We start from the raw sequence: 12,130 nt of genomic DNA, 5'->3' as shown, positions 1-12,130 counted from the left end.
GAAACCCCCGGCCATCGGTCGGGGGTTTCGCTTTTTGCGGGGGATGCTCGGCCATCCCGATGCGTCGCAGCCTGTCAGGCCCGGGCTCTGGATTTCGCCAGCACCGCCCCGGCCAGCATGACCACGGCGAAGATGGCAAGGTAGGCCACTACGGCCATGCCGTGGGCGTAGCAGGCGGCGTAGATCATGAAGAGGCTGCCGCACAGGGCCAGGGCCGGCAGCACGAAGCGCGTCAGCACGGGCAGGTCGCCCTCGTTGCGCATGAAGGACACGAAGATCGGCAGGTACATGGCGTAGAGCGACACGATGGGCAGTTCGGAAGAGTCGAAGCAGAAGAAGCCGAACCACGGGTCCGTCAGGTTGGCCCCGTAGAAGTAGACCAGCCAGACGGTCGAGAGCAGCAGGCCGAAGATGGCCGAGTTGGTCGGCATGTTGGAGACGGGGTCGATCTGGCGGAACATGGCTACGCCAGGGCCCTCGCCGCGGGCGGCGATGGAGTAGATGCCGCGCGTGCAGCCGAGCATGAGGCCGTTCAGGGTGCCCAGGCAGGAGATGATGACGAAGACGAAGACCAGCGTCCCGCCGAGATTCGAGAACACGGTCTCGAAGGCGAGCTTGGCCCCTTCCTGGCCGCCGGCCATGAGGGTCTCGTTGGTCACGGCGCCGGCCAGGCCCACGTAGTAGAGGATGTAGACGAGCATGACGCCGAAGGTCCCGGCCACCAGGGCGATGGGCAGATTGCGCTTGGAGTCCTTGAGTTCGGCGTTGATGCTCGTGGCGATGATCCAGCCTTCGTAGGCGAAGGCAGTGGCCACCACGGCGGTGAACAGGGCCACGGTGGGCTCGACCTCGGTCACCACGGTCGTGAAGTTGCGCATGATCATGCCGTTGCCCATGCCGTAGACGGTGCCGACCACAGCCATGAGCGCCAGGGGGATGAGCTTGATGACCGTGGCCGTGACCTGGAACTTCCCTGCCAGGACGGGCGAGAGGGCGTTCAGGGCGTAGCTGGCCACGAGGTAGAAGCCGGCGATGGTCATACACTGCCCGCCGGTGATGTCCCAGCCGAAGAGCACGCAGGTGTAGCGAGCAGAGACCCAGGCCAGGACCGAGGTCAGGGTCGGGTAGTAGATCATGGCCATGAACCAGCCGACATAATACCCGTAGGTTCGACCCATGGCCGCCTCGGCGTAGTCCACGATGCCGTTCACCCGCTCGTACTTGGTGGCCATGATGGCGAAGGTGCAGGCGCAGGAGATCATGATCAGCCCGCCGATGACCCAGGACAGGATGCCCAGCGGCAGATTCCCGCCCGTGGCGGTGAGGATCTTCTCCGCCTTGAAGAACACGCCGCTGCCGATGACGATGCCGACCACCATGGCGATGGCGGTGAACAGACCGAATTTCTTGTTCAGTTCCTGAGACACTGCAGGCTCCTTGCCGATCTACTACACATTATCGATTTTCGATCATAACACTCTCATTTCACACTACATTTCCAAACGCCGTGCGAAACAAGGGCGCCCTACCCGATGGCCGGGACAATGTAAACGCCATGTCTGCATGAAATGCGGGGTGCGCCCGCCGTAAAGAAATCACGCACAATGCCGATAAAGGTTACATGGCAAGAGTATCAGTTTCAGAGGAGGCAAGGCCATGAACGTGCACGGTGCAGGAAATTCGCAGGCATGGGGACAGCTCCGGCCGGAACAGGGCGACATGAGCGTCCTGGAGGCCAGGCATGCAGCCAGGGAAGCGGCCAAGGCCAAGCCGTCCGCCGTGGGTGCGGCGGGCGCGGATGACGAAGGCGGGGCCGCCAGAGGGGTCATCCGCCTCCTGCAGGAAGGGCACTTCAAGGGCGTGGCCGACGTGCGCCTGCGCATCAATTTCTTCGACGAACTCCAGGCGGCGGGAGCCGCCAATGCCGGGCGGTCACTGGAAAGCGGCGTGCAGGATCTGATTGCCAAACTCGGAGACACCAGCGGGGGGCCGTTGGCAGCACTGCTCGGAACAGATGGCATGACGGAGGATGACCTTGCCGCCCTGGCCGATGGCTTCAAGCAGGCCGCCGACGAAATCCTCACGAAATTCCGCAACGGGGAAACGGATCTGAACGGCGCGCTGGACTCCCTCGAAGCCGCCCTGCTGTCCCTGGCGGAACCCGCCGGACAGGCAGCAGAAACCTTGACCGAACCTCTGGCCGAGCCGACAAAGGGCACCGCCGCCGACACCATCACGGAGATGGCTGCCGACATCGCGGCCGAGGCCGAAGCGCCGGTCAAGAACACCGAGGACCTCAGCACCACCATCACCCCGCCGCCCCAGGACCAAGAGGGCGTCGAAGGGACGGGCCAGCCTGCGGAAACCCCGACCGCAAACGATCTTGTGCGCGAGGAACTCACGCGCCTCATGGCCGGGTTGCGGCAGAGCGTGACGGACACCCAGGCTCTGCCTCCCCTTTCACCGCCAAAGGGAAACGGGCAGGCCTACGCCAAGTTTCTGGAAATCTACAACTCCATGGTCGGAGGCAGCGGGACCCAGCCAGCCGCGGAGACCGCAACCGAACCTCCGGCGGAGCCTGTGGACGTGCTGATCTAGACGTGTCTCCAGAGGCTGCGGTTCACGGGCGATCACGCGCTGCGCATGATCGCCCGTGCGCGTTTCTGCGCCGCCCTGCCGCAGCCCGGCCCTGCGCCTGGCGGCCCGAGCGGACCCCGAAACGCACATCTGGGGAATAAAAATGTCAGACAAGGATTGGCAACGTGAATAGAGAATGATACCGACTCGTTGTCAGAATGAGCCGCGGCCAGGCCCGACCCCTGACCCGGCGGACTTGGCGGCAGCATGCTCTCGACGCGGAGCGTCACACCTGTGTCAATCAAGCCGGAGACAACCATGTCAGACAACTCGGAAAACAGAAAATACCCGCGCGCGGCCAGCCTCAGGCGGTGCGGCATCATCTCGCCCGCCTACGACTCGCCTTTCCCCGCCCGCATCATCAACCACAGCGCCTACGGGCTCCTGCTTGAACTGGACTACCCGTTGCCCGTCGAAGACGTGCTGATCAAGGTCTTCCCGGCCGACGAGGCGAGCGGCGCCATCGATTACGAGCGGCCGGACTTCATGATAGGAATGGTGCGCTGGTGCAACCAGCAGATGGGGGGGTGGTCCGGCATGTACCAGGCAGGAGTGGAGCTCATTTCCCTCAAGCCCAGGAAGGACATCATCTGACAGCGTCCCCCTTTCCTTGAATTTCCGAAAAGCGGCGCGCCCTTATCCCTGGACGCGCCGCTTTTTCCGTCCTGGGCACACCCGTCACTGTTTGCACGGGCGTTGACGCGCCCCGCCGTTTCGGATCAGACTCCGTGAGCATGGCCTTCGAGGGGAAAGGAGCCGGGCAAACTCTGCCGTTTCAGACCCTAATGGACGTGACGCCCTTGCCGCCGGCCTGCAGGCGGCCCAGAATGTCGAGAACGCGCCGATCCTGGGCGGCGGAGCTTTCGTCGCCCCGCTCCAGATGGCGGGCCAGACGGGCCTGGAATTCGGCCATCCAGTCCACCCGGCCGCTGCCGTCGGGCGACGTCAGCAGTTCGGCGGAGCCCGCAAAGCTCGGGTCGAGGCTCATGGCGGCGTGGTCGTCCAGGCCGATGGCCCCGCTGCGGTAGAGCTGCTGCGACACGGCGGCCAGTTCGTCCCGCGTCAGGGCGCGGACGTCGATGCCCTTGCCGAGTTGGTGCCAGACGGATTCCTGGGCCTGCGGATACGCCTGCTGCGTGGCTTGTGAAGGCCTTGGGTCGGGACGGCTGACTGCGTCGGCCAGGGAGCCGATGAGAGAGAATGCCGCGTTGGCGATGCCGAGAACGGCCAGGGGCGCGATGGTCATGGGATGCCTCCGGAAAAAAGTTCCTTGCACCCCGTCTCTTGCAGGCCGCGTTCCAGAAGGCCGGAATGCGGCGCAAAGGCTTTTTTCTTGCCTGCCAGCGGGCTGCGGAGTAGGGCAGCCCCTCACCCTTTCACCACACGACGACCATGACAACATCAGCCCCGACCAAAATCCGAGCCCTGCTCATCCTGGCCCTGCTGGCCGCCTTTCCGCCCCTGTCCACGGACATGTATCTGCCGGCCCTGCCATCCCTGACGGCCCTGTGGAACACCACCGAGGCGACCATCAACCTGACTCTGGTGGCCTTCTTCGTCAGCTTCAGCCTGGCCCTGCTCTTCTACGGCCCCATCTCGGACCGCTACGGCCGCAAGCCCGTGCTCATGGCCGGCATTTCAATCTATATCCTGGCCTGCCTGGTCTGCGCCGCGGCCGACGGCCCGTGGATGCTCGTGGCCGGCCGCATCCTGCAGGGTATGGGCGCCGCCTCGGCCGCGACCCTGTCCCTGGCCATGACCAAGGACTGCTTCGAGGGGGCCGAGCGCGAGCGCGTCATGGCCCACATGGCCGTCATCGTGTCCCTGGCGCCCATGCTGGCCCCGGTGCTCGGAGGGCTCATCCTGAACGTCGCGGGCTGGCCGGTCATTTTCTACACCCAGGTCGTGCTGGGCGTCGTGTCCATGTGGGGCGTGTGGAGGCTGAAGGAACCCGCGCCGGCCACGGGCCGAAGCCTCGGACAGGTCCTGAAGGCGTATGTGAAGCTCATCTCGAACCTGCGTTTCATGACGCTGTGCACCCTCATCGCCCTCGGCATGACCCCGCTCTTCTGCTTCATCGGCGGGTCCGCATTCATCTTCATCGACCACTTCGGCCTGAGCGAACAGGTCTACAGCTACTTCTTCGCCTTCAACTCCGCGGCGCTCATGCTCGGCTTCTGGATCTGCGGCCGCCTGCTCAAGCGGCATGTGCCCGGATTCAAGATCATCATCATGGGGTACTCCGGCATCCTGGCCGGAGCAGTGGCCCTGGCCTTCTGCGCGGAACTCGGTCCCTGGGGCATGGCCGTGCCCATGGCCTTCCTGACCATGAGCCTGGGAATGACCCGCCCGCCGAGCAGCAACTTCCTGCTCGAACAGGTCCGGCAGGACGCGGGCTCGGCGGCGTCGCTCATCATGTTCACCTACTTCGTGGGTGGCGCCACGGCCATGTGGTTCATCGCCCTGCCCTGGGACAACAAGATCCTGACCCTGGCCCTGGTCGGCGTGGCCACCAGCGCCCTGGTTTTAGCGCTGTTGCCGAGGCTGGGACGGACGCGGGGAGTGTAGCTGTCGCGAAATGGAAGCACCGGTTGGCACCACGGCAGTCTTCTTCCCCGGAAGGTGAGCCGAAGTCAGAGTGTGGCACCGCTTCCAGATAGATTGTGCGCAACAGTGGAGGGAGAAGTTCTTCTGTCAGCCCTGGAAAGACGGAAACAAAAGACCCCGCCGAAGTGTTTCCTCGGCGGGGCTTGTTTTTGCAGCTGGTGGGCCAACAAGGAATCGAACCTTGAACCTGCTGATTAAGAGTCAGATGCTCTACCAATTGAGCTATTGGCCCACGGGTCGGAATAGGCGAAGCATGTCAACATATTAGCTATACAAACTTGTTTCGCGCCGACAACGAAGAGGCTTCTACGAGTTTCCCCGTTGCTCGTCAAGCGGAAAAAAAGCCTTTTGTCACATTACCGTTTTTCCCCATCTGCCGCGGTCTTCTACAGGAGATACTTCACGCCCTCGCACGCCGCCAGGGCGCGGCTCAGGCTGTCCAGGACCTCGCGGGTTTCGAGGTGCATGCGCACGGTGTAGGTCACGTAGGACCCGTTGCGCGAGACGTTGCTGGCCGCGGGCCTTTCTTCGAAGCCATGGCTGCGGATGACCTCGCAGATAGCGGCGAAGGCCTCGTCGGTGCGCACGGCGATGATCTTGTATTCCCAGTGGAGCGGGAACTCGAGTTCCGGTCGTTTCATTTCGGCTCCTTGTTGACGGATTTGTGCGGTACGGCTAGTCCAAGGGCCAGCGCCCGCGGCCCTTTGGCCCGTGCGCACTCCATGGCCCAGGTTTTTTCGACCGGTCAACCACAATTTTTGGCGAGGTGCGGATGGAATCCATCCGGGAATTGTATCGCATCGGGGCCGGCCCCTCCAGCAGCCATACCATGGGCCCCAAGCTGGCGGCCGAGCGTTTCCGGGCCCGCGTGCCCCAGGCCGCGGGTTTCCGCGTCGTGCTCTACGAGAGCCTGGCCGCCACGGGCAAGGGGCATCTCACGGACAAGGCCGTGACCCAGGCCCTGGCCCCCTTGCCCGTGGAGATCGTCTGGTCCCCGGGCCTGCGGCGCCCCGAGCACCCCAACGCCATGGACTTCATGGCCCTGGACGGCGACGGAAATGTCATCGAGTCCTGGACCGTCTTCAGCATCGGCGGCGGCGCCCTGCGCGACGAAGACGTGTCGAGCCGCCCGCCCGAGGTCTACCACCTGCATACCCTGACCGAAATCATGGACCTGTGCGCCGAGGAGGGCATGACCTACTGGGAGTTCGTGGCCCGGCACGAGGGCGAGGAGGTCTGGGACTTCCTGCAGACCGTCTGGAGCACCATGCAGGACTGCATCGAGCGCGGCCTGACCACTGAAGGCGTGCTGCCCGGAGGCCTGGGCCTGGCGCGCAAGGCCTGCTCGTACCAGCAGAAGGCCATCCTGGGCGGGGCCGAGCTGCGCCGCACGGGCCTGCTGGCCGCCTACGCCCTGGCCGTGTCCGAGGAGAACGCCGCCGGCGGCACCGTGGTCACGGCCCCGACCTGCGGGGCCAGCGGCGTCCTGCCCGCGGTGCTGCGCTACCTCAAGGAAACCATGGAATCCCGCCCCCGGGCCATCCTCCAGGCCCTGGCCACGGCCGGGCTCATCGGCCTGGTCATCAAGAACAACGCGTCCATCTCGGGGGCCGAGGTCGGCTGCCAGGGCGAGGTCGGCTCGGCCTGCGCCATGGCAGCGGCGGCCGCGGCCCAGCTCATGGGCGGCACCATCCGCCAGATCGAGTACGCCGCCGAGATGGGGCTGGAGCACCATCTGGGCCTGACCTGCGACCCCGTGGGCGGGCTGGTCCAGATCCCCTGCATCGAGCGCAACGCCATGGCCGCGACCAAGGCCATGAGCATCGCGCAGATGGTGCTCCTGTCCGACGGTTCCCACCGCATCCCCTTTGACGAAGTGGTGCGAGTCATGAAAGAGACAGGGCACGACCTGCCGAGCCTGTACCGGGAGACATCCCACGGCGGCCTGGCCAAGGCCTACGGCGAACGAAAACGAGGAAACGCATGAAGCCAGAAGAGGAAGATTTCGACGAGCTGCCGTCCGGCAAGGAATCCGACGAGCCCAATTCCCGGGCCAAGGAACTGAAGCTTTTCACCATGTGCCTGAAAAAATTCATCAAGAAGGTTTTTCAGCACATGGTCTCCACGCGCTTTTCAACCTGGAAGGAGCTGGCCATCCACGACCAGGACGGCCTGGCCTACCCCATCTACAACTACGTCATCGACGCCTCCGACGCCAGACTGCGCAAGGCCTACGAGGGCTACGGCCTGGACATCGACGGCGGCATCCTGCTGGCTGACCTGTCCGTGTCCGCCATGCTTGACGAGGAAGGGTCCATCGGTCTGGAATTCTACCTCTACGAGACCACGTCCATCGTGCCCTACGTGTGCGAGGATTTCGAGGCCGTCGAGAACGAACGGCCGGACATGGCCCACTTCCGCAAGATCAACCACACGGAGTTCGAGACCCTCTACGACGAGCTCAAGCAGCACGGCATCTTCGAGGACCTCTACTACGAGCTGAACAAGTCCATCCTGCTCATCGAGTTGTCCGAGCGCGAAGCCCTGGCCCAGGTCAAGAAGGACAGCCTGCGCATTCTGACCGGCATCTTCGCCCGGGCCAAGTCCATCTCCAACCTGAGCACCATCACCAACACCGACATCAAGGAGTTCAAGCTGGATTTCGAACAGGGCGAACGCGCGTTCTCCTTCGTCATCCTGAACGGCCACGATGCGGACAATCTGCCCGTCTACTCCTCGGTGCTGACCCTTCCGGAGTACAAGTCCGTGGCCCAATACGTGGACCTCGACACGCTCTACGAAAAGCTCCTCAAGGTGCTGCGGGCCAAGAACATCGCCGACCCCGAGAATGTGCTCCACGACGCGCTGCGGCCAAGCGACAGGGTCGCCCAGTCAGCGCAGCCGGCCATGCCCGGCCAGTGAGCCTCCCGGCGGGGGCCTGCCTTGACCCGCCTCGCCAAGCGCCTATACTTATGGAGTATGGTTCGTTTCGGCCGTGCATCGCATGGACGCCGGACATTTCCGATCACCGAAACCAAGGAGCGAACAATGCTGAAACGCAACATGACGTGCATCATCGCCCTCGTTCTGCTTGTCGGGACAGGGTTTCTGGCATCCTGCGCATCAAGCCGGTCCGGGCAGGTCTATTCCCGCGACCAGGCGCGGCAGGAAATGACGGTCAACTACGGAACGGTGCGTGAAGTCCGCAGCGTCCAGATCGAGGGCACCCAGAGCGGCCTCGGGACCGTGGCCGGCGGCGTGGCCGGCGGCGTCCTCGGCAGCCAAGTCGGCGGCGGAGCAGGACGGGTCGTTGGCGGCGTGATTGGCGCCCTGGGCGGCGCGGCCGTGGGCGCCGTGTCCGAGGAAGGCCTGACCAGACGCAACGGCCTTGAAATCATGGTCGAACTCGACACCGGGCAGGTCCTGTCCATCGTCCAGGAAGCAGATGTCCAGTTCTCGCCCGGCGAACGGGTGCGCGTGCTGCGCTCCAGCGACGGTTCGTCCAGGGTCCAGAAGTAGCCAATTCCACACCAAGGAGCATCCGATGGAGCTGACCATCGTCCCGATCAAGAACCCCCAGTCCCTGAACATGATCCTCGGCATGTCGCACTTCATCAAAACGGTTGAGGACGTGCACGAGGCCATGGTCAACACCGTGCCCGGCGCGAAGTTCGGCCTGGCCTTCTGCGAGGCCTCCGACGCCTGCCTGATCCGCACCTCCGGCACGGACCCGGATCTGGTCCAGCTGGCCGCCGAAAACGCCCAGGCCCTGTCCTGCGGGCACAGCTTCATCCTCTTCATGCGCGACATGTACCCCATCAACGTCGTCAACACGATCCAGAACGTGCCCGAGGTCGTGCGCCTCTTCTGCGCCTCGGCCAACCCGGTCCAGGCCATCGTGGCCCAGACGGACCAGGGGCGCGGCATCCTCGGCGTGGTCGACGGCTTCGCCTCCAAGGGCGTGGAGACCGACGAGGACAAGGCCAAGCGCTCCAAGCTCCTGCGCATGATCGGCTACAAGTTCTAGGATGCCCGAGACACGCCCCACGACCGTTCTGGTGGTGGATGACGACGCGTTCATCCGCGCCACCACCGGCACGGTGCTCAAGTCACGCGGATTCGAGGTCCTGCAGGCCGGCAACGGCCTGGAGGGCCTCGACCTTTTCCGGGCCCGCCGGCCGGACCTGCTCATCGTCGATCTGAAGATGCCGGTCATGAACGGCCTGGACCTTCTCTCGCACCTGTCCGACGTCATCGAGCGCGTGCCGGTTCTGGTCATCTCCGGCGAGGGCGGGCTGGACGAGGCCGTCAAGGCCCTGCGCCTGGGGGCCTGGGACTATCTCGTCAAGCCCATCGTCTCGCCCACGGTCCTGCACCACGCCGTGGACAAGGCCCTGGAGCGGGCGGCGCTCATCCGCGAGAACGAGGAATACCGCCTTGGCCTGGAGCGCCAGGTCCAGCAACGCACCCTGGAACTGCAGAAGGCCAACCTCGAACTGGAGCATCAGTTCCTCAAACAGCAGAAGCTGGGCATCATCGGCACCATCGCCGGCGGCATGGCTCACGACTTCAACAACATCCTGTCCTCCGTCGTCTTCTCGGCCGAGCTTGTCCGCGGGGCCATCGAAGCCGGCGAGGCCCCGGACCAGGAGGACTTGGAACGCATCCTGCGCGTCTGCCAGCGCGGCACGTCCCTCATCCGCAGCATCCTGCACTTCACGGGCAAGATGCATGAGGAGTTCACGCGCTTCCCCATCCGCGACGCCATGCTCGAGGCCCTGGAGATCATCCGCGGGACGACGCCCCAGCACATCGCCATCGAAGCGAGCCTCGACCCCGAGCCGGGCGCCCTCTTCGGCGACCCCGTTCACCTGCAGCAGATTCTCATGAACCTGACCAACAACGCCGTGCACGCCCTGGCCGGATCGCCGGATCCGCGCATCGTGATCACGGTCCGCCGGCACTCGGACCAGGATCCAGAGCTGCTGGTCACGGATCCGGATAGCGTGCTGACGGTCATCACCGTGTCCGACAACGGACCCGGCATCCCCGACGAGGACCTGCCGCGGCTGTGCGAACCCTTCTTCACCACCAAGCCCAAGGACGAGGGCACGGGCCTGGGGCTCTTCGTGACCCAGAAGATCGTCAAGACCCTGCGCGGCAAGCTGCGTTTCGCCCGCAACGAGTCCGGCGGCCTGACGGTGCAGGTCTGCCTGCCGGCCAGCCCCCATGCGCCCGCGGAAAGCGCCGAGGCTGCGGCGCCTCCGGAAATCATGGGCTGCGGCGAGCGCATCCTGGTCGTCGAGTCGGACCCCGAAGTCCGGGCCGCGACCTGCGCCTGTCTGACCAGGCTCGGCTACGAGCCCATCCCGGCCGACAGCCCTGGCCGGGGAGTCGAAACCGTCGCCGCGAAGCCCGGCCGCCTGGACCTCGTGCTGACCGAGGACGGCACCGCCGGACAGACCGAGGAGCTGTGCGCGGCCCTGAGCGCGGCCGGGTCCCAGGCCCCGGTAGTGCTGGCCTCGGCCTCCCCCACTCCCGGACTGACCGTTCGTCCCGCGCGGGTCTGCCGGGTCATTTCCAAACCCGTGGATTTGGGGGCCTTGGGCCGGGCCCTGCGCCACTGTCTGTCCCGCTCACCCCGCAAAATCTGACGCCGGCGCATTGCCTTGGCGGCTCCCCCGTCTTATCAGTTCGCCAAACCCTACGACAGGAGCGTTTCATATGGAAAAGACCGACATCCTCATCATCGGACAGGGTCCTGCGGGACTTTCCGCCGCCATCTACACGGCCCGCGCCGGCATGCGCACCCTGATCGTCGGCTGCGCCCCCAAGGTGGCGGGCGACTACGAGATCGACAACTACTTCGGCTTCACCGAGCCCATCACGGGCAAGGAGCTCATCGAGCGGGGACGCGCCCAGGCCGCCAAATTCGGCGTGGAGATGCGCTGCGACCGCGTGCTGGCCATGCACCATAACGGGGACCAGAAGTTTGTGGCCAAGACCGAGGACGGCGAGATCGAGGCCACGGCCCTCGTCCTGGCCACGGGCGTGTCCAGGGTCCGGCCGGGCATCGCCAATCTCGGCGACTACGAGGGCAAGGGCGTGTCCTACTGCGTTAGCTGCGACGGATACTTCATGCGCGGCAAGCCGGTCATGGTCGTGGGCGAAGCCAATTTTGCGGCCAACCAGGCCCTCGAACTGCTGCAGTACACGCCGAGCGTGCAGGTCTGCACTCAGGGCAAGGCCCCGGAAATGAGCGAGGAATTCCTCTGGCGCCTGCGTGAAAGCGGCATACCCGTGCTGCAGTCGAAGATCACGAGCCTGGCCGGAAACGGCGGTCTGGAGCAGGTGGTCATGGACGGCGGGGAACAGATCGACGCCCAGGGGCTCTTCATCGCCATGGGCCAGGCCTCGTCCAACGACTTCGCCTACAGCCTGGGCCTCGTGCGCAACGGCCAGTTCATCGACACGGACCGCGAACAGCGCACCAACATCCCCGGAGTCTTCGCCGCCGGCGACTGCGTGGGCCGCTTCCTGCAGATCAGCGTGGCCGTGGGCGAAGGCGCCCTGGCCGGCCGAGCGGCCATCAGCCACGTCAAGGAAAGCCGACGCGCCAACCTTGACAAATAAGGCCGCGGAAACATAACAACTCCAAACCGTCACAGGCGGGCCAATAGCTCAGTTGGTAGAGCCCCCGGCTCATAACCGGATGGTCCCAGGTTCGACCCCTGGTTGGCCCACCATCGCAACAAAAATGCCCGGAATTTCCGGGCTTTTTTATTTTAATCAGTTGTGTGCGTCAAGTTCTGCAAATTCTTCCACGACATGATGGGTAACCTCAAGCAGCTGGCGACCGAGAATGGGCCCACCCAGAGCTCGTCGG

The 12,130-nt window shown here is 64.7% G+C and carries 12 protein-coding genes and 2 tRNA genes; 10 read left to right on the top strand and 4 right to left on the bottom strand.

Features of this window, described 5'->3' with window-relative positions:
- Positions 1-74: 74 nt before the first annotated feature.
- Positions 75-1,427: an APC family permease gene (locus G394_RS0116060; RefSeq protein ID WP_028578521.1), complete on the bottom strand. Its 1,353-nt coding sequence runs from the start codon at positions 1,425-1,427 to the stop codon at positions 75-77.
- Between the two features lie 229 nt (positions 1,428-1,656).
- Between G394_RS0116060 and G394_RS0116055 the strand changes: the two genes are divergently transcribed.
- Entirely contained in the window at positions 1,657-2,598 is a 942-nt protein-coding gene (locus G394_RS0116055; protein ID WP_028578520.1) for a hypothetical protein, read from the top strand.
- Between the two features lie 297 nt (positions 2,599-2,895).
- A complete protein-coding gene (locus G394_RS0116050; protein WP_028578519.1) occupies positions 2,896-3,231 on the top strand; it encodes a hypothetical protein in 336 nt (111 codons plus the stop codon).
- A gap of 181 nt (positions 3,232-3,412) precedes the next feature.
- On the opposite strand, the gene G394_RS0116045 is transcribed toward G394_RS0116050, so the two are convergent.
- A complete protein-coding gene (locus G394_RS0116045; RefSeq protein WP_028578518.1) occupies positions 3,413-3,883 on the bottom strand; it encodes a hypothetical protein in 471 nt (156 codons plus the stop codon).
- A 146-nt stretch (positions 3,884-4,029) separates the two neighbouring features.
- Between G394_RS0116045 and G394_RS0116040 the strand changes: the two genes are divergently transcribed.
- Positions 4,030-5,205: a multidrug effflux MFS transporter gene (locus G394_RS0116040; RefSeq protein ID WP_028578517.1), complete on the top strand. Its 1,176-nt coding sequence runs from the start codon at positions 4,030-4,032 to the stop codon at positions 5,203-5,205.
- Between the two features lie 195 nt (positions 5,206-5,400).
- Here the strand turns inward: G394_RS0116040 and G394_RS0116035 are convergent.
- Both G394_RS0116035 and G394_RS0116030 read right to left on the bottom strand, forming a co-directional pair.
- Positions 5,401-5,476, bottom strand: a tRNA-Lys gene (locus G394_RS0116035).
- Between the two features lie 154 nt (positions 5,477-5,630).
- On the bottom strand, positions 5,631-5,885 hold the full coding sequence (locus tag G394_RS0116030) for an HP0495 family protein (protein WP_028578516.1): 255 nt from the start codon (positions 5,883-5,885) through the stop codon (positions 5,631-5,633).
- A gap of 131 nt (positions 5,886-6,016) precedes the next feature.
- Between G394_RS0116030 and G394_RS0116025 the strand changes: the two genes are divergently transcribed.
- The 7 genes from G394_RS0116025 to G394_RS0115995 all read left to right on the top strand — a co-directional run bounded on the left by G394_RS0116025 (position 6,017) and on the right by G394_RS0115995 (position 11,990).
- Positions 6,017-7,231, top strand: a complete 1,215-nt coding sequence (locus tag G394_RS0116025) for an L-serine ammonia-lyase (protein ID WP_028578515.1) — start codon at positions 6,017-6,019, stop codon at positions 7,229-7,231.
- Entirely contained in the window at positions 7,228-8,166 is a 939-nt protein-coding gene (locus tag G394_RS0116020) for a hypothetical protein (protein ID WP_028578514.1), read from the top strand. Before G394_RS0116025 ends, G394_RS0116020 begins: the two co-directional genes overlap by 4 nt.
- Positions 8,167-8,292: 126 nt before the next feature.
- Positions 8,293-8,763: an outer membrane lipoprotein gene (locus tag G394_RS0116015; protein ID WP_245578365.1), complete on the top strand. Its 471-nt coding sequence runs from the start codon at positions 8,293-8,295 to the stop codon at positions 8,761-8,763.
- Positions 8,764-8,788: 25 nt separating this feature from the next.
- Positions 8,789-9,271: an adenosine-specific kinase gene (locus G394_RS0116010; RefSeq protein ID WP_028578512.1), complete on the top strand. Its 483-nt coding sequence runs from the start codon at positions 8,789-8,791 to the stop codon at positions 9,269-9,271.
- 1 nt (position 9,272) lies between these two features.
- Positions 9,273-10,898: a response regulator gene (locus tag G394_RS0116005; RefSeq protein ID WP_028578511.1), complete on the top strand. Its 1,626-nt coding sequence runs from the start codon at positions 9,273-9,275 to the stop codon at positions 10,896-10,898.
- 70 nt (positions 10,899-10,968) lie between these two features.
- The gene (locus tag G394_RS0116000; RefSeq protein WP_028578510.1) at positions 10,969-11,877 is read left to right on the top strand and encodes an NAD(P)/FAD-dependent oxidoreductase; all 909 of its coding nucleotides are present in this window, start codon (positions 10,969-10,971) and stop codon (positions 11,875-11,877) included.
- A 37-nt stretch (positions 11,878-11,914) separates the two neighbouring features.
- A tRNA-Ile gene (locus G394_RS0115995) sits at positions 11,915-11,990 on the top strand.
- The last annotated feature ends 140 nt before the right edge of the window (positions 11,991-12,130 follow it).

Source organism: Desulfomicrobium escambiense DSM 10707, assembly GCF_000428825.1.
Lineage (GTDB): Bacteria > Desulfobacterota > Desulfovibrionia > Desulfovibrionales > Desulfomicrobiaceae > Desulfomicrobium > Desulfomicrobium escambiense.
The sequence above is the reverse complement of the archived record's forward strand: the minus strand, read 5'-3'. Positions and strand labels throughout refer to the sequence as shown.